Origin of the sequence: Clostridioides sp. ES-S-0006-03 (assembly GCF_020662275.1) — a bacterium.
Lineage (GTDB): Bacteria > Bacillota > Clostridia > Peptostreptococcales > Peptostreptococcaceae > Clostridioides.
On sequence record NZ_JADGMM010000004.1, the window covers coordinates 190,148 to 216,776 of the forward strand.

Sequence of the window (26,629 nt, forward strand, 5' to 3'; positions counted from 1 at the left end):
AGTTAAGGATTAGCTCTAAAGCCTAACATTTATCAAAGTAAATATTAAGATGTTATATTGGTGATGAGAAATACAAATATAAGATAAATTATGGAAAATATTAAAGTGTAATTATATATTTACAGTACTTTACAATACTTAAGGAGGAATATCATGAAAAAACCAAAAAAACTTATAGTTATAGCAGCTATTACAATAACTCTAGCAGGATCGGGGGCATACATAGGGCTTAATAAAAATGCAGAGGCAAAACAGCAACAGCAAATGAATTTAACAATGAACACTCTATCAGTAGAAAAAGGAAATATAAAATCAGTTGTATCAGCTGGAGGAAAAGTTTCATTAATTGATGCAGAAGGAAACAATCCAAATGCCATTAAAATAATTGTATCAGTGAATCAATATGATGTATCTCAGTTAGAAGTAAATCAAATAGTTGAGATAAATGCAAAGGCATTTCCAGATGAAACTATAAAAGGAACAATAACTGAAATATCTAACAAAGCAGAAGAGGGAGAGAGTCCGACATACAATGTAACTGTGGCAGTTTCTAACCTGATACTTGAAGTTGGAGAGAGTAAATACGAAGAAATAAGTGTAAGAAAAGGACCATCTAAAGAATATGGAAAAGTAGCTAAAATAGAAAAAGGAGATAAATTCCACATATTAGAAAGAAAAGGAAGCTGGATGAGAGTTAGATTAGAAGATAACACACAAGGGTGGATACAAAAACATGGAGTTAAGTTAGAAGGAATAGATAAAAAAGATGTAAAGGTAAAAATAGCTAGCAATGATACAATTCTTAGAAAGAATAATGCATCTAATAGTAAGAGTCTTGGTAAATTATTACAAGGTGAAGAAGTAGCAATACTAGATAAAAAAGAGAATTGGTATAAAGTTGAAACTAGTGACAAAACTATTGGATGGATTTTAGAAAATAATTTAACTATACAAAGTCTTAAAGATGGTATGTCTGTAACAGGTACAATCATAATAAACGAAAAAAATGATGTAATAAAGATTCCTGTAATGGCGGTTCAAAAAGATGAAAAAGGATACTTTGTTACTCTTGCAAGTACAAGTGAAAAAAAATACATTGAAACAGGAATTACGGATTCAGAATATATAGAAGTTACAAAAGGACTTTCAGAAAATGAAAGTATAAGTATACAGTCATTTAAAGGCTCTGTTGAAAATTCAGGGGCAGAATTAAATTCAACAATGGAAAAATCAATAGAATAGAAAGGTGATAATATATGAATGATTATGTAATACAAGTTAAGGACTTAGTGAAATCATATAGCATAGGTGATGAAAAAATAACTATATTAAAAAAGGTTTCATTAGATATTAAAAAAGGCGAATTTGTATCTATAATAGGTCCATCAGGTTCAGGTAAATCAACTTTTATGAATATTATTGGTTGTTTAGATTTAGCTGATAATGGTGAATACATACTGGACGGAAAAAGTATAACATCACTAAGTGAAGATGAGTTAAGTGCTGTAAGAAATAAGACAATAGGATTTATATTCCAAAGTTTTAACTTATTAAATAAATTATCAGCTTTAGAAAATATAGAACTTCCTCTTATATACCAAGGTAAAACGCCTAAAGAAAGAAGAGAAATAGCTATAGAATGTCTGAAAAAGGTTGGACTACAAGATAAATTAAATAATAGGCCGAATCAATTATCTGGAGGGCAACAACAAAGAGTAGCAATAGCAAGAGCTCTAGCTACAAATCCACAAATACTTCTAGCTGATGAGCCAACAGGAGCATTAGATAGTAAAACAAGTAAAGAAATACTTGAGATATTAGAAGGTCTAAACCAAGAAGGTAAAACTATAATTATGATAACTCATGACATGGATATAGCAAGAAATGCTAAAAGATTGATAAGAATTAAAGATGGTGAAATTTTTGAATAGGGGGTGGCGTATATGAATATTTTCCAAATAGTTAAGATGGCATTAGGAGAAATCAAAGCTAATAAACTACGCTCATTTCTTACTACATTAGGTATATCAATTGGTACAGCCAGTGTAATTCTATTCGTTACAATATCTATAGGTAGTAAACAAAGTATGTATAAAAGTTTTGAATCAAAGCCACTAGATTTAATAACTACAAGTGTATATGGAGATAAAAAAATAACTGAATTTGATATAAAAGTATTGAAAAGTAGTTCGAATGTAAAAGAAATATCTCCAGAAATAAGTGATTCAGCAACTGTGAGTTATGATAAAAAAGATAGTAAAAAAAGTATAGTTGGAACGGATGAAAACTATGCAAAACTAAACAACACTAAAATCAAGAGTGGTAGATTTATTATGCCAATTGACAATGATAAATCAACTAAAGTTATAGTATTAGGGAGTAAAGTTGCCAGTGAATTATTCCCTAAAGGAGATGTACTTGGAAAAACAATAAATATTAAGTCTATACCATACAAAGTTATAGGTGTATTAAGTAAGATTGATGAAGCTTATAATAGCCCAGAAGATGATACTATATATATGCCTTATAAAACAGCACAAATTGTTTTAGGAGTAAGTGATATATCTAAATTAAATGTACAATCTGCTTCAAATGATAGTGTTACAAATACAATGGATGAAATAAAAGCTCACTTTACTAAAAAAGGTATGGCACCAAACGATTCTTATGTATCAAGTAATAAAGAAATGATAGATTCAATGAAATCAATGGATGCCATTATGAACCTAATGGTAGGAGCAATAGCAAGTGTATCTTTATTCGTAGCAGGTATAGGTATAATGAACATGATGTTAGTATCTGTAAATGAGAGGACTAAAGAAATAGGTATAAGAAAAGCGTTAGGGTCTCCTAGAAACTTTATACTAGTACAGTTCTTAGTAGAATCTCTTACAATAAGCTTAATAGGTGGAATATTAGGTTCTTCAATAGGTATACTTGGATCATTTCCAATACTAGGAACAATGGGGGCTGAGCCTTATATAGCATGGAATGTAGTATTTGCTGCAGTTGGATTTGCAGTATTTATGGGAGTAGTGTTTGGAATATCTCCTGCAAATAAAGCATCTAAGTTACAACCAATAGTAGCACTTAAATCAGAATAAAATTACACATCAAATAATTTGTTAGATAATTAATATACTGTTTAGCAAATTTAATAAATATTAGTTTTATGAAAAAGGTAATAAAATAAAAAATATATAAAATAAAAGGAGAGAAAAAATGAAATTTAATAAGAAATTTACAGCAATAGTAATAGTATCAATGGTGGCTCTTAGCGTAATTGGATGTGAAGGTAAGAAGGAAATAAATAATACACCAAAAGAGACAGAGCAACAGAATAATTTACCAAAACTAGGCGAGGAACAAATAGAAAAAGGTCTTGAAGATGGAACAATAGGACGTGATCAATAAAAAATATATATGATTACATCAAATACCTTAGAATAATATGAAACATAAAAATAAACCTAGTGGTTAATAACAAGATACTGGGTTTATTTTTATTTTATATAATTAATATTTAATAAAATTCAGTGATATGCTTATCTTTAATATACAAAATGTGTATACTTATAAATAACTTAACATTACTTATTATATAATAAGTAGATGGATGTTTTATAATCCCAACTAATAAGCTTAAAACATATAAATATATCGTCAACTCGTTGCTAAAGCAACAGATACAGTCGTTATCTACATGAAATAGTGCGTCTACACATGGTTTAAGTGAAGCAAATTTTTTATTTATGAAGTGGCAAAAGATTAATATATAGTTATAAGTTCTGAAATTTCTGCTTTATACGCTAATGAGATATAGGAATTAGTAAATAGTGGAATTATGTTTATAAAAAATAACTAAATTAAAGTATCCTAAGTAAATATGATGATAACAGAAAATGCTTATACCAATTGGATATGAGTATTTTGTGCTTTAATATAAAATAAGCAACTATATAAAAATCTATTAAGAATTAGAATATAGCTATTATAGATTTATTTTCTACAATTAACAATATAGCATGAGATATAAATCGAAGAGCCTAAACAATAAACTTATAAGGTAGAGTAATTAATAGTATGTTCAACTAAACTGAGAAAAAACAATATATTTTATTAGGATTGGTATTTTTAATATCGTTTATATTAATATCTGTAAGGATAGTAGTATTTAAAATATTTACACAGATTATGAATTTTTCAGATTTTTATTAATTTCAATAGAGTTTTTGGTAGTACTAAGTATAGATTACTTTATATTTATATTGATTCAAAAAAATATTAAATTAGACTCATAAATCTTTTTATTATTGATATAGATTCTAATTCAAATGAAAACGTTAGCAATTGAATTTATGAATAAGATAAATGACCTTCTATGATAAAAATTATGATGAGAGTAACAAAAAAGATTATAGTCTATATATATAAATATAAAATACATTGAAAGAAAACGTTGACAAAATATATCTAATGTTTTATCATAATAATTGGAATTAGGTAGTAATTGTTTAAGTACAAGCTAAGCTTATTCATTAATAATAGCAGTATCCTAGGAAGGATTGTGCCCATTATTATGGATAAGCTTTTTTTATGCTCAAAAGGAGGATAATCATGATAATTAATAAGATATTAAATAATAATGTTGTAATTACATTAGATGGCAATGATGAAGAAATTATTGTCATGGGCAGAGGCATTGGATATCAAAAATCAAAAGGCGATTTAATAGATAAAACTAAAGTAAATAAAGTATTTAGAATATCAAATAAAGAAATATCAAATAAGTTGCAGGAATTACTTAATAATATTCCTATGGAGCACATGAAATTATCAAGTGAAATTATAGAGTATGCACAAATAAAGTTAAACAAGAAGTTAAATGAAAGTATTTATATATCATTAAGTGACCATACATACTCTGCAATTCAAAGAATGAAAGAAGGAATAAACGTAAAGAATGCAATACTTTGGGAAACTAAAAAGTTCTATAAAGAAGAGTTTGAAATTGGAATGAAAGCGCTAGATATTATTGAAAGCAGAACAGGTGTAAAATTACCTGAAGATGAAGCTGGATTTATAGCTTTTCATATAGTAAATGCTCAGTTAAGTGAAGGTCATACTTTGGCATCTGATATTACAAAGTTAATACAAGAAGTACTTAGTATAGTTAGATATCATTTTAGGATAGAATTTCATGAGGAATCAGTATTTTATTATAGATTTATAATGCATCTGAAATTTTTTGCACAGAGATTACTTTCAAATAGTGTACATGAAGGTGAGACAGATAAAGACTTATTAATTATTATTAGGTCTAAATATAATAAAGAGTTTGAATGTGTAGTTAAAATTAACAATTTTATTAAAAAACAATATAACTACATATTAACAGATGATGAACTTATATATTTAACAATACATTTAGCTAAAGTAGTTAAAGATTCAAATATGTAAGTTGATAATTTTTCAGCAGTATATAGGCAGTATATAGTAAGAGTTATTGAAAGGAGTGATACTAACAAAACTATACCTATGGTTGGATGGTAACATTGAGTTGGCCAAACCTTCAAATTTCAAAAAATTTATTTAAAAGAAATATGGAGGAAAAAATGGGAAAATACAAACAATTAGCACAAGACATAGTAAAAAATGTTGGTGGAAAAGAAAATATTAGTGGATTAGTACACTGTATTACAAGACTACGTTTTACATTAAAAGATGAAAGTATAGCAAATGACGATGTGTTGAAAAATATGGAAGGTATTGTTACTGTAATGAAAAGTGGAGGGCAATATCAAGTAGTTATAGGAAATCATGTTGAAGCTGTCTATAAAGATGTAGTTGAAATAATTGGCTTAGATGACTCAAGTGCAAATTCGGAAACGAAAAAGTCAGGTAGTATGTTGGATAAGTGTATAGATATAATATCAGGAATTTTTCAGCCAGTACTAGGAATAATGGCAGCCTGTGGTATGTTAAAAGGATTTAATGCTTTATTTGTAGCAATGGGATTATATAGTGATGTGTCTGGTGGATATATGGTAATAAATGCAGCAGGAGATGCATTATTTACATTCCTTCCTTTATTTTTAGGATATACTTCAGCTAAAAAATTTGGTCTAAAACCAATGTTAGGATTAGCACTAGGAGCTGCAATGTGTTATCCTGCCATACAAGGTAGCAGTATATCGGCAGGTACAGATGCAATGTATACTTTATTTAAAGGAACAATGTTTGCATCACCAGTATATATTGATTTCTTTGGATTACCAATAATATCAATGGATTACACTGGAACAGTTGTACCAATTATATTTATAGTGTATTTTGCATCTAAGTGTGAAAAATTATTTAACAAGATTGTTCCAGACTTAGTTAAGTTTTTCTTTGTACCAATGCTTACATTATTGGTAGCAATACCTGTTGCACTTATAGTTATAGGTCCTATAGCAACATTTGGCTCTACACTTATTTCGCAAATTGTAATTTCGATAAGAGATTTTAGTCCACTATTAGCAGGTGCTATAGTAGGGTTCACTTGGCAAATTCTTGTTATTTTTGGTATGCACTGGGGATTCATTCCTGTATATATAAACAATGTTATGACTTTAGGATACGATAATGTTATGATGCCATTCTTTGCTTGTACATTTGCAAGTTCAGCAGTTGTATTAGCGATATTCTTTAAGACTAAAGATAAGAAATTAAAAGAGATGGCAATACCAAACTTTATATCTGGTATATTTGGAGTTACAGAACCAGCAATTTATGGAATATTATTACCTTTAAAGAAACCATTTATAATAAGTTGTATTGCTAGTGGTATTGGAGGAGCTTTCTATGGATTCTTTAATCTTAGAAAGTTTATAACTGGAGGGATGGGAATATTCGAACTTCCAGCAATGATTGAACCAGATGGGGGAATGGGTAACTTAATAGTAGCTCTTTCTGGTATAGCTATATCAATGGTTGTAGCTTTTGTATTAACTATGGTGTTATATAAAGACAAGAAAGAAGAAGCAAAAGATAAGGGAAAAGAGGAAATAAAAAAAGAAACAAAAGAAGTTAAGTCTACTAAATTAGAAAAAGAAATAGTAGTAAGCCCTATAAAAGGTGAAGTATTAAATTTAAGTGATATAGAGGATGCGGCATTTGCATCTGGTGTACTAGGTCAAGGTGTAGCAATAATACCTAGTGATGGAAAGGTAGTTGCGCCAGTAGATGGAGTGGTTACAACTTTATTCCCAAGTTTACATGCTATAGGAATTCTCTCAGATGAAGGTGTTGAAGTGCTTATTCATATTGGATTAAATACTATTCAGTTAGAAGGAAGAGGTTTTGAGGCATGTATAAAGCAAGGTGATAGGATTACAAAAGGTCAAACTATATTAAACTTTGATATTGATGTAATAAAGAAATCGGGATATAGTGTTGTAACTCCAGTTGTTATTACAAATTCATCACAATTTTTAGATGTGGTAGAAACAAAAAGTAAAAATGCTGAATTAGAAGATAATCTGATTACAGTTATATTTTAGGAAGAGATTAAAGTATTAATAAAAGACTGAAGCATTAGCATAAGTTAATGCTTTAGTTGTAATTTTAGGAGGCTTAACTATGAGTTTTAAAAAAGATTTTTTATGGGGAGGAGCTACTGCAGCTAATCAATGTGAAGGTGGATATAATGAAGATGAAAGAGGTCTAGCAAATGTAGATGTATGTCCAACAGGAAAAGATAGAACAGCAGTTATTACAGGAAAATTAAAAATGTTTGATTTTGATGATGAGCATTATTATCCAGCTCAAACTGGTATTGATATGTACCATAATTATAAAGAAGATATAAAGTTATTTGGTGAAATGGGATTTAAAGTATATAGAATGAGTATTGCATGGAGTAGAATATTCCCAAAAGGTGACGAAGAAACACCAAATGAAAAGGGGCTTCAGTTTTACGAAAATATATTTAAAGAATGTAAAAAATATGAAATAGAGCCACTAGTTACTATTACACATTTTGATTGTCCAATGCATTTGATTGAAAAGTATGGTGCATGGCGTAATCGTAAAATGATAGGTTTTTATGAGAAACTATGTAATGTTATCTTTAGAAGATATAAAGGATTAGTGAAGTATTGGTTAACTTTTAATGAAATAAATATGATTTTACATGCTCCATTTATGGGTGCTGGTATTTGTTTTGAGGAAGGAGAAGATGTTGAAAAGATAAAATATCAGGCTGCTCACCATGAACTTGTAGCTAGTGCAGTTGCAACTAAAATAGCACATGAAGTTGATGCAAATAACTTAGTTGGATGTATGTTTGCGGCTGGAAGTGTATATCCTTATAGTTGCAATCCTAATGATGTATGGGAAGCTACGAAGTTAGATAGAGAAAATTATTTCTTTGTAGACGTGCAATCTAGAGGAAAATATCCTAATTATGCATTAAAATATATGGAACAAAAGGGTATTACACCAGAAATGGAGATTGGTGATATTGAATTATTGAATAAATATACAGTAGATTTTATTTCATTCTCATATTACAACAGCCGTTGTGTTAGAACTGATGAAAACTCAGATGATGTAGCTGAAGGAAATATATTTACATCTGCTAAAAATCCATATCTTTCATACAGCCAATGGGGATGGCCAATTGACCCACTAGGTCTGAGAATTACATTAAATCATGTATATGATAGATATGAAAAGCCATTATTTATTGTAGAAAATGGATTAGGTGCAAAAGATATAGCTGATGAAAATGGCTATGTAGAAGATGATTACAGAATAGATTATTTAAGAGAGCATATAAAAGCTATGTACGATGCAGTTTCTATAGATGGTGTAGATTTATTAGGTTATACTACATGGGGGCCTATTGATTTAGTAAGTGCTGGTACAGGTGAAATGGAAAAGCGTTATGGATTTATATATGTAGACAGAGATAATATTGGTAATGGAAGTTTGAGAAGAACGAAAAAGAAAAGTTTTGAATGGTATAAGAAAGTAATTGCTTCAAATGGTGAAGATTTAGATTAGGGAAGAAGAATATAAAACTAATGATATGTATGATTTTTTCTATTTTACCTACCATCAAAATTTAAGATAATTAAAAAAGAAATAATAAAAAAATAATATATAAAAATCCAAAAAGGGAGTTGAACTTAAAGTTTGATTAGAAAAAATCAATTTTGAGACAACTTCTTTTTAATATTTTTGATACTAATATAGCATGCACTATGGTACGAGTATCTTTAAAATTAACTAGCTCACCAAACATAGTTTTATTTGTCAAATGATGACCATATATTATTACACCTTTACCATTTTAAAAATTATTTCTATAATCCATGAAGATACTACCTATTGTAGAGTTTAAATGAATACTTATAAAACAATCGCAATTACTGGAGTCTCCTTTTGAGCTTATTGAGTATAGAGAATGGAATTTATCATCTAATGGAATAGTTCTTTTTAAAAGATTCTTTGCAATTAACCATGATATAGACTTCTAAAAATTATTTAGTGAAAAGGAACTCAGAGTGTATAATAAAAGTTCCTTTTTCAAAAGGAAAACTATTGTCATTTTCGAACTTTTATTATCCTGATATTATTTAAATATAACAACAACAAAATAAATCACAAACAAATCAAAACTAAAATTTAAAATATCAGGAGGTACAATATGTTAATAAATATGAAGGAAATGTTAAAAGTAGCACAAGAAAATCAATTTGCAGTACCAGCATTTAATATAGGGAGTGGGCAAATACTTAAAGCAGTAGTACAGAGTGCTAATGAAAAAAATGCACCAGTAATACTTGCAATACACCCAAATGAGTTAAGTTTCCTAGAAGATAGCTTTGTAGCTAGTTGTATAGAAGAAGCACATAAGAGTAAGGTACCTATGGTAATACACTTAGACCATGGAGCAAATAAAAGTCAAATATTAAGAGCGATAAGATGTGGATTTACATCAGTAATGATTGATGGCTCACATTTACCATATGAAGAAAATGTAGCGATATCTAGAGAAATAGTGGAAATAGCAAAAGGATTAAATGTATCTGTAGAAGGAGAACTTGGGACAATAGGGACAACTGGAACATCAGGAGAAGGTGGTTCTGATGAAATAATATATACAAATCCACAATTAGCTAGGGATTTTGTTGAAAAAACAGGTGTAGACACATTAGCCATTGCAATTGGTACAGCACATGGTATATATCCAAAAGGGTTTAAACCAGAGCTTAAATTAGATTTATTAAAAGAAATAAAAGAAGTAGTAGATATACCTTTAGTTCTTCATGGCGGATCGTCAAATCCAGATGAAGAAATAGCACAAGCAGTTAAACTAGGAGTTTGTAAAGTAAATATTTCAAGTGATGTTAAATCAGCGTATTATAAGAAGTGCAGAGAAGTATTAGAACAAAATCCAAGTTTATATGAACCAGATGCTATATATCCACAATGTATAGAAGCTGCAAGGGAAGTTATAGAATTTAAAATGAATTTATTCAATGACATAGATAAATTAAAATGCTTTTCACCAAAAGAAGAATCAGTGATTGGATAACAAATTAAAGGGAGGGGCGAATTTATGGTAGACAAAATATTACGTAGTGATTGTATTGTATTAGATAAACAATTACAAACTAAAAAAGATGTAATTGATTATATGGCAAATCATTTGTATCATGGAAATTATATAAATGATAAAGAAAAGTTTATAATTGATATTAATAAACGTGAAAAAGAATCACCAACTAACATGGGAAATTTAATAGCTATCCCTCATGCTAAGTCAAGTACAGTAAAGCGACCTGTAATGATGTATTTAAGAACAGATAAGGATATCACGGATAATGATGGTCAAAAACTTAGGTCATTTTTTATGATAGCAGTTCCAGAGTCAGGTTTAGACGAGCATCTTAAGATTATATCTAAACTAGCTACATATTTAATGGATGAAAATCTTATTAAGAACCTACTAAGTGCAGAAACTCCATATGAAATATTAGATATATTTAATTATAAAGCTGTAGAATCAGGAGATTCAAGTAATAATCAAAATAAAGGTCTTATAGTTGGAATAACAGGATGTCCAACAGGTATAGCTCATACTTTTATGGCAAAAAAAGCGTTAGAAGAAGCAGGTCAAGAACTTGGATATGAAGTTAAAATAGAAACACATGGAGCCATAGGTGTAGAAAATAAGTTAACTAAAGAAGATATAAAAAGAGCTGAATACGTAATAATAGCTTGTGATAGAGAAGTTCAAACAAGTAGATTTATAGGAAAGAAAGTATTACAAAAGAAAGTAGCAGATGCTAAGAATGTTTCATTAGCCAAAAATTTAATTATAAATGCTGAAAATGGAATGGCTAAAGAAATTAAGCCAGGTGGAAAAACTTTAGAAGATTCAAAAGAAATACTTCAAGGGTCAGAGAAAAAAGGTATTTATAAGCACTTAATGAATGGTGTATCTGAAATGATTCCATTTGTAGTAATAGGTGGGATTGGTATAGCTATAGCATTTATGTTTGGTATATTTGCATCAGACCCAACTCATGAAACATACAATCCTATAGCTGGATTCTTTGGACAACTTGGAGGCGATTCAGCATTTAAGTTATTCATACCAATACTTGCTGGTTTTATAGCTAAATCAATTGCAGGAAGACAAGGTTTTGCTCCTGCTATGATAGCTGGTTTTATGGCAGTTATTGGAGGTTCAGGATTCCTAGGGGGTATGGTAGCAGGATTTGCAACTGGATATATAGCTTTAGGAGTAATGAAGATAACAGAAAACTTACCAGATGTATTAAAAGGGGTAAATGCTGTACTGATATGTCCACTGCTGATTGCATTCACAAGTGGAGCTATAATGTTCTTCGTAGTTAATACACCAGCATCATGGTTAAATGAAGCTTTACAGTCCTGGTTACAAAGTATGTCTGGAACTAATAAAGTATTATTAGGTGCAATATTAGCAGGAATGATGGCATCAGATATGGGAGGACCTATTAATAAAACAGCTTCTGCATTTGGATTAGCTATGTTTTCTAGTAATGTATTTGAACCATCAGCAGCATTAATGGTGGGTGGAATGGTACCTCCATTAGCAATAGCATTAGCCATGTTAATATTTAAAAATAAGTTTACTAAAGAAGAAAGAAAGTCAGCACTACCAACTGCTATAATGGGAGCATCTTTTATAACGGAAGGAGCAATACCATTTGCAGCTGCAGATCCGTTAAGAATGATTCCAGCAAACATAATTGGTTCTTGTATAGGTGGGGCAATATGTATGAGTTTAGATATAACCTTGATGGCACCACATGGAGGAATATTTGTAATACCATTTGCATGTAGTGCACCAGTTGCGTATATAGCTTGTATATTAGCCGGTACAGTAATAACAACCTTAATTATAGGAATAACAAAGCCTACTATAAAGGGTGGAAGTGGTGAAGTTGAAGTACTTGGTGCTTAAATTATAAATAAGAGTTAAAATAAGGATATTGGAAGTAGTTAGCAACCTCTCAATATCCTTATTTTTTATTTTAAAATTATATCCTATATTATATCGATTTTGTAAAGTGTATCATAAATTCTTTTATGATACAGAAGTATTTTAGTATTTTTACATAGTTATTAAATATGCTAAAATAGTAATTAATAGAAATATCAAAAAATGGGTAGGGGGCATAAGTATGCTTGCATCAAGGCAAATTGAATTTCTTAAATTGATATTAAATGAAAATGAATATAGACCTATAAAATACTTTAAAGATAAATTAAATGTATCAGATAAAACATTACAAAAAGATTTGAAGATGATTGAGATATACTTAGAAACTTTCGGTATAAAAATTGATATAAAAAGGGGTTGCGGAATATTAATAGAAGCATCAGCAAAGAAAGATATAGACCTAATTAATAGTTTAAATATACAACCAAAGGGAAATAAGTCTTTATCAGTAGAGCAAAGAAGAATGGAAATTTTAAAATATCTATTATTAAATTCAAATAATATAACTTCAATAAATCAGTTATCGGATAAATATTATGTAAGTAAAACTTCTATAGTAAATGATTTTAAATATATAGAGGAATGGATAAAAGAATATAATTTAAAACTTAATAAAACCTTAGAGGGAACTAAAATTATAGGTAAAGAAGTAGATATAAGGAAATCGATTGCTAAGATGGTAGATGATTTATTAGATGAAAATTATGAACAGCACGATATATCTGAGTTAACCAGATTAGATTCTGCTACATTTAGTGCATTGATAAATTTATTTGATATTGATTCTATTATATTTGTAGAAACTATAATTACAGAATTAGAAGATAATTTAGGATATGTTATAAGTCAGCCCTACTATATAAATTTAATTACACATATACTTATATGCTTAAAGAGAGTTGAAGAAGGTAATCAAATAGATTTTCAGGAAGAAAAGGAAGTCTCTATATGTAATTTGGATGAGTTAGTATATCAAAAGGTCACTACACTTATAGGTAAAATAGAAAATAGATACAGAGTAAAAATAACTAAAGATGAAATTAAATATATATATATATATTTAGTATCATCTGGATTTAGTAGCGAAAGCAATAAGCGTTGCAATGATGAATCAGATATATTAAGTGATAGTGAAAAAATATCATCTATAATGATAGAGAATATGTCACAGTTTTTAAATATAAATCTTAAAGATGATGAACTACTGCAAAAAAGTCTGACATCTCATGTAAGACACATGTTAAACAGATTAAGATATGATATCCAAATAAAAAATCCATTATTAGAAGAGATACAAGAGCGATTTTCTGAGGTATTGGGGTTATGCATGATGACTATAAATATTATGACAGAGCATTATAATCTGAAGAATATTAGTATAGATGAAGTTTCGTATATTGCTACATATTTTCAAGCAGCTATAGAAAGAAATATGAGTAGTAAAAGAGTAATAGTAGTTTGTAATACAGGATATGGAACATCTCAGCTTCTTGCTGCTAGATTAAAAAGAGAATTTCCTGAATGGACTATAGTTGATATAATTCCCATGCATCAGTTGAATAAGCGAAATTTGGATGATGTAGATTTTGTAATATCTACTGTAAATTTAGATTTGAAAGAGAAATCACATATAGTTGTATCAGTACTATTAATGGAAAGTGATATTAATAATATAAAAAATGCTTTACTTAATAAACCTAGAAAAAGTATGGACTTAGATACAAACTTATTAGGAGTATATTTAAAAGATAATATATATTTTAATTTTGATGTAAGCCAGATGAGAAGTTTAATAGGTATGAATTTAAGCAGTAAGTATGAATCTATTGCATTAGGAAAAGATTTAAATATATATATATGCAATCAAAGTAAAGTAAATAAGGGAATAATGAATGTCAATAATATTAATAGAACGATTGACCTTTACTTAGAAACTAGTAATCATAGTTTTTTAAAACATATTCTGATTGAAGTATCAAATCTATATAGGCAAAAGAACTATATAAATTATATAATAGATTGCGAAAGAGAAGAGGATATTAAAATATTATTTGATAACAATGTACTGGAGAAAATAAATGGAAATTAGAGAAATATTAAGCGAAGAAAGTGTTATTTTAGACTTAAAATCAACTACAAAAGAAGGTATAATACAAGAATTAGTAGATAAATTATATGATAAAGGAAGTATAACTTCAAAAAGTAAGTTTATAAAGGCACTAAAGCATAGAGAGAAAATGGGCTCTACAAGTATAGGTTATCAAATGGCTATGCCACATGGAAAAACAAAGTATGTAAAGAAAGCATCTGTGGTAATAGGTAAATCTAGAGAAGGTGTAGATTGGCCAAGTATAGATGGCTTGCCTGTAAAATTAGTAATTATGTTTGCTATGCCACAATCTGAAGGTAAAGAAGATATAATGTTAATATCTAAAATATCTTATATTTTAGGTGGTAAAGATATAAGTGAAAGGCTTTTAAGTGCACATACCAAAAAAGAAATAGTAGGTGTATTTTATGAAGCATAGATATTGTATAAACTATAAATTTGAATTTATTTTGGAATGAAAAATGTGTTATCATCGTTACCGATTATAAACATGTGCCAAATTATTGATATGAGTTATTAGGATTAAACAAAGGAAAGTTATTAGTTGATAATAATGTAGCAGGATTCATGGAGAGATTTGCTAAAAAGGAAGAGAGAGTTTATTTTATAGTAAGAGATAAAAAAGACGAGCTTAAATTTCAAGTTTGTCTTTTTTATTATACAAAACCTATAATACTTTAAAATCTATAAAAAACTTGTGTAATAGAGGTATTAAAAATTTAATGGTAATCAAATTCTTTACCAATGAATATAAAAAACATCTTCGTGTTATAATAGTTTAAACTAATGAACGAAAGGTAGATGAATGTATATGAAATATCAACATATAATTGAAGTTAATAAAGACCTTTGTATTGGATGTGGACTTTGTAAAAATGATTGTCCAGTAAATAATATAATTATAGAAAATAAAAAATCAGTAATTAAAAAACAAGATTGTCTAATGTGTGGACACTGTGCAGCAATCTGTCCCAAAGAAGCTATTACACTTACTGGGTTTGATGAACCACCAATAGAACTTACAAATAAGCCAAACTTAGACTCAGATGAATTACTAATGGCAATTAAATCTAGAAGAAGTATCCGGAAATTTAAAGATAAAGAAGTTTCTTCAGAAATTGTAAAGCAAATTATTGAAGCAGGTAGATACACACCTAGTGCTAAAAATTCACAAGATGTATCATATATTGTTTTAGACAATAAAAAAGCAATATATGAAAAGGAAGCAGTGAGATTTTTTAGAAAAATAAAACCTATTGCAAATATTGCTGTTAAATATTCAAAGGAAGTTGAGGTTGATGATAACTTTTTTTTCAAGCATGCTCCTATTGCAATAATGATAGTAACAAAAGATAAGATTAGTGGTTCACTTGCAGCATCTAATATGGCACTAATGGCAGAATCTTATGGTCTGGGGGTTTTATTTAGTGGATATTTTTCAGATGTAGCAAATAATTCACCAAAGTTAAAAAAACTTTTAGGTCTAAAACACAGGAATCATGTACTTATGACACTAGTGATTGGCTATCCAGATGTTAAATATAGACGTACTGCACAAAAAGAACCAGCAAGTGTTAGATACTTATAAGGTATGGAGGAGTTTATGGAAAAAGAATGTCAGCAAAGAATACAAGAAATAACATCTAAATTTAAAGAATGTCGTAAAGCTATTTCTGCTATGGGAGATGAAACTAGACAGTTAATTTTAATCACACTCCTAGAAAGTGACTTCAATGGTATACGAGTAGGAGAAATTACAGAAAAAACACATCTTTCTCGCCCTGCTGTATCTCATCATCTTAAAATATTGAAAGAAGCAGAAATTGTTAATGTACGTAGAGAAGGAACTAGAAATTATTATTATCTTGATTCAAAAAAATCACAATGGAAATCACTAACAGAGCTAATAAATCTTATATTTGTTGGAATACAACATATTGGTGAAGATGATGTAAGAAAAGGTGAGTAAAGTAAAGTGATTTAGCAAAAAGGGGTTGTCACATGAATAAATTAAATTTGTTCTGTGATAGCTCTTTTTTATGTATAAAAATATATACATGAATGTTAAGATTAGTTGATAGAATTTAAGTAATAAATCTAATACTATAAACATAGGAGGTATGAAAAATATGATTAATACGAATTTGAAAAGACTAAGAAAAATTCATCAGTACACACAAGAAGAATTAGCTGAAAAACTTAATGTTTCTAGACAATCAGTAGCAAAATGGGAAAATGGAGAATCTACTCCTGATATCGATAGTTGTATTAAACTTGCAAAATTGTATAATGTCAGATTAGATGATTTAGTTAATCATTCGGAAGAAAAATCAGGGATTATAGTACCACCTACAGGAAAATTTTTCTTTGGAGCTGTCGTAGTTGGTGAACGTGGTCAGATTGTTATTCCAAAAGAAGCAAGGGATGTATTTAATATAAACTCAGGGGACAAATTATTGATACTAGGAGATGAAGAAAGAGGATTAGGAATTGTTCATCAACGTGATTTGATAAATTTTATAGGTCATATGGGGGTAATAAGTAAAGAAGAGTAATTTAAAAAAATTATAAAAGGATGGATAAAATATGGGCAAAGTAGTATTTTTCAGTATTCCTGCATATGGTCACACCAATCCTACCGTTGAAGTAGTTCGTGAATTGGTAGATAGAAGGAATGAGGTATTGTATTATTCTTTTAATGAATTTAAAGATAAAATTGAAGGTGCTGGAGCAAAATTTATTTGTTGTGATAAATATCTTCCAGAATTACGTCCTGGAGATGAGAAAAAAATTGGTAAAGATTTTTCTGGGTTAATTGAGATGATAGTAGATACTACCATATCTTTAGATGAAAAAGTTTGTAGAGAACTTAAAGAATTTAATCCAGATTGTATTGTATCAGATTCACTAAGTTTTTGGGGAAAATTATTTGCACAAAAACTTAATATTCCATATATATGTTCTACAACAACTTTCGCGATTAATAAACATACAGCGAAGATGATGAAACAAAGCTTTATAGAAATTATACGTATGGTTTTTGGTATGAGACGCATTAATAAAAAAATAAAGCTTTTACGAAGAAAAGGATATGAGGTAAAAAACTTTATTTCTATAGTTTCTAATGATGATGATACGAATACTATTGTATATACATCAAAAGAATTTCAACCAATGGTAGAAACTTTTTCTAGTAAATATTCATTTGTAGGGCCATCAGTATCAAAGGTAATTATTGGACCCAAAGAGAGAAAGAAAAAGCTAATATATATTTCACTTGGTACAATTAATAATAAAAATATTAACTTTTATAAAAACTGTATAAATGCATTTGAAGATTATGAGGTTGATGTAATTATGTCTGTTGGTAGTGATACTGATATTAAAAGTTTAGGACATATACCAAATAATTTTGAAGTTAAAAATAGTGTCAAACAGACTACTGTACTTCAAGAAACTGATGTGTTTATTACTCATTGTGGGATGAATAGTGTTAATGAAAGTTTATATTATGGAGTACCTATGGTATTATTTCCACAACATTCGGAGCAGAGAATGGTAGCTAATAGAGTTACTTATTTGGGCGCAGGGCTCATGTTAAAAGAAAATAAATCAAAAGATATTAAAGATGCAGTATTTCAAGTTATGAATGATAATGAATACAAAGAAAATGCAACTAAACTATCAAAAAGTTTTTATAATGCAGGAGGTTCAAAAAAAGCAGCAGATGTGATATTACAGTTTATATGTGATAGTAGAGCAATTAAAATATAGTAAATTGGTTAAAATGGACAATACATACCACTTAATCAAAATACTGACAGTGGGGTCACTTAACCTACCAGTTGGGGCATATATATTGATACTAAATATGAGAGATGTTATATTTTAATAAAAAAATATAACATCTCTTTTTTAGTATATTATATCAAGTTTTTAACATTAGAACTGAAAAAAATTTAGATTGAAGTAGGGAGGATTAATATGAAAAAGTATAAAGTTATTTTAGGAGTATTAATTATAAGTATTATAAGTGTAACAGGGTTTGTTGTGTATAAAAACTACATTAAACCATGGAAGGAGGCTGAAATATATATTAACAAATATATGGTAAAGCAAGATATTTCAAAAGATAATATAAAGAGTATTACAAGAGAAAAAGCAAAGAAAGCAAGCTACAAAGGAATACTATATAGAGTATATTACAAAGATGACCCTCAATATGAATATCAATATTTTTATAGTGATGATTATTATGCTCTATATGTAAATAAAGTAATGTTACAAATTTATGATATGGAAAATAATAATAAACTTTTAAAAAGCAATGAAGAATTAAAAGGTGTAAAGCATCCACCAATTTATCTTAAAGGCATGTTGGATAAATAGCTCATGATAAAATAGGAGTATTTTTATTGAAAAATAGATACATAACATTATATTCAATCTTAAAAAAGTATATTGTATAAAAAGTAATATATAGTAGGAATCTTCTAGAATAACTTCTGAATGATAATCATTTAAGTATAAAGTACATGGTGACATAAGAAGATTAAGAATAATTCTAAAACTATAAACTTGTAATTTATTGTCAGAATATATTGACAAAAGTAAAGTTTGAAATTATAATTTATATCAAGAATAGTTTGACAAAATAAAAACTAGTGACCTTATTTTAGTAAATTTATTTTTTTTTACTAATTTAAGAATAATTTAGGACTACTATAGGCATATAGTTTATCATTTATTTAATATGACAAATAATTGTTATTGCTAGGAATACGATTTCTAAAGTCGCTAGATATAGTCTAACTTAAAGAGGGGAGGCATTAGCAAATACAAGTTTGCACCTAAAGAAGACTTAAAAGAAATAGTTAAAATAAGGTATCTCTTAACAATATTAATGGATATGTTATTAATTTATATTAGGTATTTTAGGAATAATTTGAGACGTATAAAATATCATCAAAAAATATCAAATTGTGCTATATGTAGTTGAGAATAACTACAGAATACACACTTTATAATTATTGTTTTATTGATAAAAATTATTATATTTAGGAGGAAACAACAATGGAAAATTTTTGGAATCCGCTTACTTGCTTTACTGTATGTGTAATGATTTATGCTTTTAGTGAGTTTTTATCTAAGAAAACAAAAGGTGCAATTTCAACATTGCTATTTGTATGTATTATATTTTTATTAGGCTTTTGGACAAATATTCTTCCAAAAGACGTTACAGGAGCATCAGGGATATTAGCTGCAATGAGTAACTTTGGTATAGCATTGTTAATAACTAACTTGGGAACGCTTATAAACCTTGAGGATTTATGCCATGAATGGAAAACAGTTGTAATTGCATTAGTAGGTATTGTAGGCATAGCGGTTGGTTGTTTCACAGTTGGTAGTATGTTATTTGGTAGAGAGTATGCTTTAATAGCAGCACCTCCAATAGCAGGTTCTACTGTTGCTGGTATTATTGTAACAACGGTTGCAGAAGCAGCAAATAGACCTGAACTTGCAGCATTTGTAATCCTAGTATTGTCATTTCAAAAATTCTTTGGTATTCCTATAACAACATATTGCATAAATAAAGAATTAAAATTTAAAAGAGATAGGGGAGATTTCTTAAAGGATGTATCAAAGAGTAATTTTAAGCTTCCAAGTATGAGAATTTTTAAAGAAGAATCAAATAAGAAATCCTCCAATCTAGTATATCTTGCAAAACTTTCATTTGTTGCTATGATTGGGAACTTTGTAGGATTAGCTACTCTAATACCAGGATTTACTCCAGCAAATTATTATTTAAATCCAAATATAGCATGCTTGTTAGTAGGTTTAATTTTTACACGAATAGGATTTTTAGAAAAGGGAATTTTAGATAAATCTCAATCTAATGGAATTATAATGTTTGGATGTATGTTAATGTTACCTGGAGGACTTGCTAAGGTAACTCCAACAGCATTATTTGCAATGATTGTTCCAACTATAGGAATTCTAGTTGTAGGAGCTGTATTCATAATACTATTTACTGCAATTGTAGGAAAGTTATTAGGATACTCTCCAAGAATGTCAGCAGCAATTGGTGTAACTTGTATGCTTGCTTATCCAGCAACACAGATAATTTCTAATGAAGGTATTGATGCTATGGAAGGAACTGTAGAAGAGAAGCAAAGGGCAACAGATTATTTATTACCAAAAATGATTATAGGGGGATTTGTTACTGTAACTATTGCTTCAGTGGCATTTGCTAGTATAATAGGTCCACTTATATTTGGTTAATGTAAAATAGATTTATGGGAGGTAAAGTTAATGATAGGAAATATTTCTATAAATGAGATAGATGAAAAAAGACTCAAACTTGATGATTTAAGTAAGAAAATATGGAAAAATCCAGAGAAAGCATTTAAAGAATTCAAAGCATGTGAAAATACAGCAAATTTTCTAAGAAGTGAAGGATTTGATGTAGAAATAGGAGTAGGAGGCTTAACTACAGCTATTAAGGCTAGTTTTGGCTCAGGAAAACCAGTTATAGGTTTTATGGGAGAGTTTGATGCGCTACCTGGTTTAAACCAAAAAGTTTCAACAAAGCAAGAAGCATTTGAATTGGGAGGTTATGGTCATGGATGTGGACATAACTTATTATGTACTGCACATGTAGGAGCAGTAGTAGGACTTAAAAGAGAAATGATAGAAAACCATTTAAGTGGAACTATAGTATTTTATGCATGTCCAGGAGAAGAACAATTAACAGGTAAAGGGTTTATGGCTAGAGGTGGTGCATTTAAAGGATTAGACTTAGCTATAAATTTCCATCCAAATAAAATTAGTGAAGCTACAGTTGGCATATCAACAGCTGTTAACTCTGTAAAATTTCATTTTAAAGGAAAAACTGCACATGCTGGTTCAGACCCTCAAAATGGAAGAAGTGCTTTAGATGCTGTGGAACTTACTAACGTAGGAGCTAATTATTTGAGAGAACATGTTACTTCTGATGTAAGAATTCATTATACCATTACAGATGGAGGAGTAGCACCTAACATAGTTCCTGATAAAGCATCAGTATGGTATTATACAAGAGCTTTAAGTAGGGAAGCTGTGGAAAATACATATGAAAGACTTATAAAAGTAGCAAAAGGAGCTGCAATGATGACTGAGACTGAGGTTGAAGTAGAGTTTTTAGGAGGATGTTATAATACTCTAAATAATCATGTCTTAGCAAATCTTGTGTCAGAATGTATGGATAATATTAAACAAGAGCCTTGGACTCAAGATGAATTGGATTTTGCAGCTGAATTAGATAGACAAAGCCCACAACAATATAAGGCTATGATAAATAAATATAATTTACCAGAAGGAACTCATCTATATTATGGTGGAGGAAATGTTACGAACTTTAATAGCTATGGTTCTACTGATATTGGAGATGTAATGCATATAGTTCCTACAGCCTACTTTTTTACAGGATGTACAAACCTAGGGGCACCTGGGCATAGTTGGCAGTTTACATCTTGTGCAGGAAGTTCTATTGGAGAAAAAGGTATGATATATGCGGCAAAAATTATGGCTATGTTTGGAGCTAAGATACTGAATAATCCAGAAATAGCTAAAAAGGCAAAAGAAGAATTCGATAAATCTATGAATGGAAAAACATATAAGTGTCCTATTCCAGATGATATTCCAACTCCTTAAATTAGATATAAAGTTTAAAATATAAGATTACAATTTTTATGCCAGCATTTTTTCATTATCAAAAGAACACGAAATTTTACTGTTTATTTGCTCATTGCGAAGTGAAATGGCTAGAAAATAATTTTAATAGGGAATAACATAAATTATTAATAAATATCACAAAAGGTATATCTTAAAAAACAAATATGGGATATACCTTTTAGAAAATCATATAACTTTATTTACTATTCAATGATAAAATATTTTTATGTACTCTAGATTTTAATGTTTGTTTTCTGATATAAATAATTTGTATACCCTCTCAGGTCTACCTTTTGTTGAGTTTTGTTTTTCGTATAATATAGTAGCATTTCCAGACTTTAGTAGACTACTTAAAAATCTATTGGCAGTTCTTACTGTTACATTTAAACAAGAAGATAATTCCTTAGGAGTAACTTCATCTTTTTGTAGAATTTCAATAACGGATATAATCTTTTGAATAGTAAGAGTAGACAATTTGGAATTTTTAGCAATTGTATTTATGTGTGGAGTTACTTTATTTGAAACAGTAAGTAATTTATCACATAGTAAAGGGCCTATTGTCTCATAACTTTCATTAACTAAGAAACTGTAGTTTAAAGGATTTATTTTAGATTCCTTATTAGCATTTATAGCATTAGACATGGCTTGTTTTATATTATTACCAATTCCATACCCAACACATACTTTAAGGTTTATACTATTTTCAATAGATTCTTTTATATAACATGTAGTGAAATTTTTAGTTAATGATTTAATGGTCTCACATTTAGTAAAAATCTTAAAAGAGCTAGTATCCTTTTCAATTATAAAATCAGTTAATTTATCTTTTTTTAGATTGTTTAATATTTTATAAATTTGGTCTATAGTATAATCATAATGGTTCATATCTTTAACTGTTATATATATTACACCAGGTTGGTTTACCTTCATTCTATGCAGATGAATGTCCTTTATTAATTCATTAAAAGTACTTTTCAATAAATTTATGTCAGGATATATGAAGTGAAAATTTACTCCTGCATCTTGTAACATAGGGACAATACTACTAAAACGAGTAGTAGAAAAATCAATTTTCCCTTCATTCCATAACTTAATATGTTTTTTTTCAATATTTTTTTCAAGCTCTGCTATATCAGATAAACTCATCTTAGAGGCATTTTCATTAATACTACACATTAAATCTCCAAATGTACCATTTGATAGATAATATGATATGTCTTTTGGATTATCTGCCCAATCCATTAGGTCAAAGTATGCTCTAGAAAAATCTAATGTATTGTATTTAAAAATAAGTTTTAGAAACATATCGTAATAACTTTGTAAATCAGTACCAAAATCAACTAAAGGTTTTTTTATAGTACCAACTTTTTTTGTAATAGCTTCCTTAGGTATAGGTCCACTGACTGCGAATCCATCAAACTTATCTTCGATTTCTAGATATAAATCTCCAACATGAGAAAAATCTTTATAAATATATATTTCAATTTCTGCATTAATATTTAATTTTTTTATAGAATTAGCTACAAATTCTTTTAAAAATTCAGTTGTTATGATTGCTATTTTCATAGATTACTTCCTTTTCAATTATTATAGTTATTTATATAACTTTTACTTTTTCTATTCATGGCAAAACTATATTTCTTTGTACTATTATATATAATAATATCATGCTCAAATATTTATTGTCTAACTAATTATAATGTATTAAAAATGAAAAATTGGTGATAGACATCATTACTCAAAATTGTCTCCATCATGGAAATCTGTGAAGTAGCTGTCACATAACACTTTATAATTGCTAGTGTGACAGCCACATATATATTTAAAGAGATAGTATTTAATGTATATTGAATCATAATAATTGTCTAGTAAATGGTTGAAAAATGAGGTAATCCATCTTTATATTTAATATCTGGGTTACCTTGAATAAGTGGAGATAAATAATCTAGAGCTTCCTCAGTTATATGATTGTATTCTTCATTTATCCATTCTTTAGGGAAATACTTTGTCTTATTAGCTATCTTAGCAATATCTGTATGACTAACTTCATACTTATAAGGAGTATTACTTATTCTATTAAGGATAGCCATAACTCCTGTATATCCTTTTTGAGAGAGTTCTAATCCATGTGCACCAACTTCAGTAGCTTGTCTCAAATCAGTCTCTGAAGCTAAATGCATAGCACATCTTTGTATTACACCGAGTTCTAAAGTTTTTACTCTTGTTGTAATTGATGATGATACTATAAGGTCTTTTAGATAATTACTTACTCCACCTAATTGAGAATGACCAAATTTATCATGAGCAGAAGTGTTTTGCTCACATATAAAGTTGTCATCTTTATCTCTTATACCTTCTGATGCAACTATATAGACCTTATTTTTTTCTTTAAAGACTCTTCTAACATCTTCTACAAACTTATCTTCATAGAACTCAATTTCTGGAAGATAGATTAAATCAACTAATGGAGTGTCATTGAGTCTAGCAAGTGCAGACGAAGCAGCTAACCATCCAGTATCTCTACCCATAGTTTCAACTATGAATATACCATTATTTTTATATATAGAAAAATCTAAGTAAGTTTCCATTATTAGTGTAGAAATAAGCTTTGCAGAAGAACCAAATCCAGGACAGTTGTCAGTTCCTAATAAATCATTGTCTATTGTTTTAGGAATCCCTATAAACTTTATTTTACAAGTAGTGCTTTTACAATATTGAGAAAATTTCATTACTGTATCCATAGAATCATTTCCTCCTATATAGAATAATGTGTCTATTTCATATTCATCTAGTATATTTATGACCCTGTCATAGTCGTAAGAATTTACTTTGTAATCAGCAAGTTTATATCTACAGGAACCAAGACCAGAAGAAGGAGTTTGTTTTAAGTTTAGTATATCTTTTTTATTCAGATATTCCGAATCTATAATATTTTTATTTAGTATACCTTCAATTCCATTGATACCAAAATACACTTTATCAAAGTATTTAGTTTCTAAATTCTTTTCATAAATACCAATGGCAGAAGCATTGATAACAGCGGTAGGGCCTCCAGATTGGGCAATAATACAGTTTCTCATTTTACATCTCCCTTTTATTAATATTATTATGAATGATGCTTTTTGTTAAGCAAATTTATATTTATAGTCTGATTATATATTAAGTAATCTAGTGATATCAATTGAGTAAGTACAGATAATAAATACCATAAAGATGTGGTAAAAAATAACTTTTTATACATAGTTAATGTCTATAATTTGCCACAATATAAAGGTACTTTTAAGGAGTAGTGAAACTGTTGTGAAAAAAATTATATCAGTGTAATATTAATTTACAAAGCAAAATAAGTTCAAAGTTCACAAAAAAAGAATAAGTTTATAGAAGAAATACGGACATCAATAAAAGTAGAAGTACATTAAAAAATATCAAAAATTAATATCTAATACTAATTAAAGTAAAATATGGAGGTATATAAATATGAAACACATAAAAATAGCAGCAGGATTAGCACATGTAAATTATGGGCACATATCAGCAGTGGTTAAGGAAGCGATGGATGCTGGTGTAGACTACGTACATTCAGATGCAGCTGACATGCATGACTTAAAAAATATGCAACTTATGGGTGGACATCAAATAATAGAAGCAATAAGACCAGTAACAGATAAACCAATAGAATGCCATATATACACAAGAGATTGCGATAGATTATTTATAGAAAAAATAGCAGCAGCAGGGTGCAACATGTTAATAATTCCAGCTGAGCAATTCTTAGGAGCTCCTCTTGCATACATAATAAATTACTGTAGAGAATTTGGGATGAAAATAGGATTAACAGTTGGATGTTACACACCATTATGCTTTGTTGATGAAGCTATATATGATATAGATAGATTACAAATAGTCGTTCATGGTGTTGATGAAACAGATGGAAAAGATAACTGGGGATGGAGAAAGAGTTCTGTTGATTTAGTTAAGAGAGCTAGAAAAATGATAGATGAAAAGAATCCCAAGTGTGAGTTAGCAATAGATGGTGGACTAAGAGCAGATAATATGGAGCCATTAATAGAATGTAATCCAGATGTTGTAATATTATCTTCAGCGATATTTAAAGATAAAGATGGTATAACAGCAGGTGTTAAGAATTGTAGAAAAGCGATAGACGAAGCAACTGTAAAGTTTGGTTTAGAATAGGTAAATAACTATGATAAAAGATATGCTTTCTTAATGTTTTAAGGAAGCATATCTTTTATGAAAAG

21 protein-coding genes and 1 pseudogene are annotated in these 26,629 nt (G+C 28.8%); 20 read left to right on the forward strand and 2 right to left on the reverse strand.

Annotated features, from left to right (window positions below; translation table 11 throughout):
* The first annotated feature begins 153 nt into the window (after window positions 1–153).
* The 19 genes and pseudogenes from IR151_RS07075 (at window position 154) to IR151_RS07160 (ending at window position 22,349) form a co-directional block, all read left to right on the forward strand.
* Window positions 154–1,242: an SH3 domain-containing protein gene (locus IR151_RS07075; RefSeq protein ID WP_227433816.1), complete on the forward strand. Its 1,089-nt coding sequence runs from the start codon at window positions 154–156 to the stop codon at window positions 1,240–1,242.
* A gap of 14 nt (window positions 1,243–1,256) precedes the next feature.
* A complete protein-coding gene (locus IR151_RS07080; protein WP_227433817.1) occupies window positions 1,257–1,931 on the forward strand; it encodes an ABC transporter ATP-binding protein in 675 nt (224 codons plus the stop codon).
* 12 nt (window positions 1,932–1,943) lie between these two features.
* Window positions 1,944–3,104 carry an ABC transporter permease gene (locus IR151_RS07085; RefSeq protein ID WP_227433818.1) on the forward strand — a complete coding sequence of 387 codons (1,161 nt, stop codon included), beginning with the start codon at window positions 1,944–1,946 and terminating at the stop codon, window positions 3,102–3,104.
* Between the two features lie 118 nt (window positions 3,105–3,222).
* The gene (locus IR151_RS07090; RefSeq protein ID WP_227433819.1) at window positions 3,223–3,414 is read left to right on the forward strand and encodes a hypothetical protein; all 192 of its coding nucleotides are present in this window, start codon (window positions 3,223–3,225) and stop codon (window positions 3,412–3,414) included.
* Window positions 3,415–4,617: 1,203 nt separating this feature from the next.
* Entirely contained in the window at window positions 4,618–5,460 is an 843-nt protein-coding gene (licT, locus tag IR151_RS07095) for a BglG family transcription antiterminator LicT (RefSeq protein ID WP_227433820.1), read from the forward strand.
* 155 nt (window positions 5,461–5,615) lie between these two features.
* Window positions 5,616–7,544 (forward strand): beta-glucoside-specific PTS transporter subunit IIABC, encoded by a 1,929-nt coding sequence (locus IR151_RS07100; protein WP_227433821.1) that lies wholly within the window; start codon window positions 5,616–5,618, stop codon window positions 7,542–7,544.
* 79 nt (window positions 7,545–7,623) lie between these two features.
* Complete coding sequence (locus tag IR151_RS07105) at window positions 7,624–9,051, forward strand: 6-phospho-beta-glucosidase (protein ID WP_227433822.1); 1,428 nt, start codon at window positions 7,624–7,626, stop codon at window positions 9,049–9,051.
* A gap of 646 nt (window positions 9,052–9,697) precedes the next feature.
* Entirely contained in the window at window positions 9,698–10,588 is an 891-nt protein-coding gene (locus IR151_RS07110; RefSeq protein ID WP_227433823.1) for a ketose-bisphosphate aldolase, read from the forward strand.
* A gap of 24 nt (window positions 10,589–10,612) precedes the next feature.
* Window positions 10,613–12,508 carry a fructose-specific PTS transporter subunit EIIC gene (locus IR151_RS07115; protein ID WP_227433824.1) on the forward strand — a complete coding sequence of 632 codons (1,896 nt, stop codon included), beginning with the start codon at window positions 10,613–10,615 and terminating at the stop codon, window positions 12,506–12,508.
* A 220-nt stretch (window positions 12,509–12,728) separates the two neighbouring features.
* On the forward strand, window positions 12,729–14,636 hold the full coding sequence (locus tag IR151_RS07120; RefSeq protein WP_227433825.1) for a BglG family transcription antiterminator: 1,908 nt from the start codon (window positions 12,729–12,731) through the stop codon (window positions 14,634–14,636).
* Window positions 14,626–15,075 (forward strand): PTS sugar transporter subunit IIA, encoded by a 450-nt coding sequence (locus IR151_RS07125; RefSeq protein ID WP_227433826.1) that lies wholly within the window; start codon window positions 14,626–14,628, stop codon window positions 15,073–15,075. Before IR151_RS07120 ends, IR151_RS07125 begins: the two co-directional genes overlap by 11 nt.
* Before the next feature lie 393 nt (window positions 15,076–15,468).
* Window positions 15,469–16,245 carry a nitroreductase family protein gene (locus IR151_RS07130; RefSeq protein WP_227433827.1) on the forward strand — a complete coding sequence of 259 codons (777 nt, stop codon included), beginning with the start codon at window positions 15,469–15,471 and terminating at the stop codon, window positions 16,243–16,245.
* Window positions 16,246–16,260: 15 nt separating this feature from the next.
* On the forward strand, window positions 16,261–16,626 hold the full coding sequence (locus IR151_RS07135; RefSeq protein WP_227433828.1) for an ArsR/SmtB family transcription factor: 366 nt from the start codon (window positions 16,261–16,263) through the stop codon (window positions 16,624–16,626).
* A gap of 160 nt (window positions 16,627–16,786) precedes the next feature.
* Window positions 16,787–16,969: pseudogene (locus IR151_RS20425) on the forward strand (helix-turn-helix transcriptional regulator); the annotation flags it as partial.
* Between the two features lie 27 nt (window positions 16,970–16,996).
* Complete coding sequence (locus IR151_RS20430; protein ID WP_413926638.1) at window positions 16,997–17,212, forward strand: AbrB/MazE/SpoVT family DNA-binding domain-containing protein; 216 nt, start codon at window positions 16,997–16,999, stop codon at window positions 17,210–17,212.
* 31 nt (window positions 17,213–17,243) lie between these two features.
* Window positions 17,244–18,431: a macrolide family glycosyltransferase gene (locus tag IR151_RS07145; RefSeq protein ID WP_227433830.1), complete on the forward strand. Its 1,188-nt coding sequence runs from the start codon at window positions 17,244–17,246 to the stop codon at window positions 18,429–18,431.
* Window positions 18,432–18,641: 210 nt separating this feature from the next.
* Window positions 18,642–19,046 (forward strand): DUF3139 domain-containing protein, encoded by a 405-nt coding sequence (locus IR151_RS07150; RefSeq protein WP_227433831.1) that lies wholly within the window; start codon window positions 18,642–18,644, stop codon window positions 19,044–19,046.
* A gap of 684 nt (window positions 19,047–19,730) precedes the next feature.
* Window positions 19,731–20,939, forward strand: coding sequence for a hypothetical protein (locus IR151_RS07155; RefSeq protein ID WP_227433832.1), 1,209 nt, complete (start codon window positions 19,731–19,733; stop codon window positions 20,937–20,939).
* A 30-nt stretch (window positions 20,940–20,969) separates the two neighbouring features.
* Window positions 20,970–22,349: a M20 family metallopeptidase gene (locus IR151_RS07160; RefSeq protein ID WP_227433833.1), complete on the forward strand. Its 1,380-nt coding sequence runs from the start codon at window positions 20,970–20,972 to the stop codon at window positions 22,347–22,349.
* Window positions 22,350–22,610: 261 nt separating this feature from the next.
* Here IR151_RS07160 and IR151_RS07165 read toward each other — a convergent pair whose 3' ends face one another.
* Window positions 22,611–23,936, reverse strand: coding sequence for a hypothetical protein (locus IR151_RS07165; RefSeq protein ID WP_227433834.1), 1,326 nt, complete (start codon window positions 23,934–23,936; stop codon window positions 22,611–22,613).
* A 299-nt stretch (window positions 23,937–24,235) separates the two neighbouring features.
* On the reverse strand, window positions 24,236–25,450 hold the full coding sequence (locus tag IR151_RS07170) for a 6-phosphofructokinase (RefSeq protein ID WP_227433835.1): 1,215 nt from the start codon (window positions 25,448–25,450) through the stop codon (window positions 24,236–24,238).
* Window positions 25,451–25,847: 397 nt separating this feature from the next.
* On the opposite strand from IR151_RS07170, the gene IR151_RS07175 reads away from it, so the two are divergent.
* Window positions 25,848–26,564, forward strand: coding sequence for a pentose-5-phosphate 3-epimerase (locus IR151_RS07175; protein ID WP_227433836.1), 717 nt, complete (start codon window positions 25,848–25,850; stop codon window positions 26,562–26,564).
* The last annotated feature ends 65 nt before the right edge of the window (window positions 26,565–26,629 follow it).

Bases quoted from the DNA above. Each gene is read 5' to 3' on its own strand.
- IR151_RS07090 (WP_227433819.1), top strand. From the start codon at position 3,223: ATGAAATTTAATAAGAAATTTACAGCAATAGTAATAGTATCAATGGTG.
- IR151_RS07150 (WP_227433831.1), top strand. From the start codon at position 18,642: ATGAAAAAGTATAAAGTTATTTTAGGAGTATTAATTATAAGTATTATA.
- IR151_RS07100 (WP_227433821.1), top strand. From the start codon at position 5,616: ATGGGAAAATACAAACAATTAGCACAAGACATAGTAAAAAATGTTGGT.
- IR151_RS07105 (WP_227433822.1), top strand. From the start codon at position 7,624: ATGAGTTTTAAAAAAGATTTTTTATGGGGAGGAGCTACTGCAGCTAAT.
- IR151_RS07085 (WP_227433818.1), top strand. From the start codon at position 1,944: ATGAATATTTTCCAAATAGTTAAGATGGCATTAGGAGAAATCAAAGCT.
- IR151_RS07125 (WP_227433826.1), top strand. From the start codon at position 14,626: ATGGAAATTAGAGAAATATTAAGCGAAGAAAGTGTTATTTTAGACTTA.
- IR151_RS07165 (WP_227433834.1), bottom strand. From the start codon at position 23,936: ATGAAAATAGCAATCATAACAACTGAATTTTTAAAAGAATTTGTAGCT.
- IR151_RS07075 (WP_227433816.1), top strand. From the start codon at position 154: ATGAAAAAACCAAAAAAACTTATAGTTATAGCAGCTATTACAATAACT.
- IR151_RS07110 (WP_227433823.1), top strand. From the start codon at position 9,698: ATGTTAATAAATATGAAGGAAATGTTAAAAGTAGCACAAGAAAATCAA.
- IR151_RS07120 (WP_227433825.1), top strand. From the start codon at position 12,729: ATGCTTGCATCAAGGCAAATTGAATTTCTTAAATTGATATTAAATGAA.
- IR151_RS07130 (WP_227433827.1), top strand. From the start codon at position 15,469: ATGAAATATCAACATATAATTGAAGTTAATAAAGACCTTTGTATTGGA.
- IR151_RS07170 (WP_227433835.1), bottom strand. From the start codon at position 25,450: ATGAGAAACTGTATTATTGCCCAATCTGGAGGCCCTACCGCTGTTATC.
- IR151_RS07160 (WP_227433833.1), top strand. From the start codon at position 20,970: ATGATAGGAAATATTTCTATAAATGAGATAGATGAAAAAAGACTCAAA.
- IR151_RS07135 (WP_227433828.1), top strand. From the start codon at position 16,261: ATGGAAAAAGAATGTCAGCAAAGAATACAAGAAATAACATCTAAATTT.
- IR151_RS07080 (WP_227433817.1), top strand. From the start codon at position 1,257: ATGAATGATTATGTAATACAAGTTAAGGACTTAGTGAAATCATATAGC.
- IR151_RS07115 (WP_227433824.1), top strand. From the start codon at position 10,613: ATGGTAGACAAAATATTACGTAGTGATTGTATTGTATTAGATAAACAA.
- IR151_RS07175 (WP_227433836.1), top strand. From the start codon at position 25,848: ATGAAACACATAAAAATAGCAGCAGGATTAGCACATGTAAATTATGGG.
- licT (WP_227433820.1), top strand. From the start codon at position 4,618: ATGATAATTAATAAGATATTAAATAATAATGTTGTAATTACATTAGAT.
- IR151_RS07145 (WP_227433830.1), top strand. From the start codon at position 17,244: ATGGGCAAAGTAGTATTTTTCAGTATTCCTGCATATGGTCACACCAAT.
- IR151_RS07155 (WP_227433832.1), top strand. From the start codon at position 19,731: ATGGAAAATTTTTGGAATCCGCTTACTTGCTTTACTGTATGTGTAATG.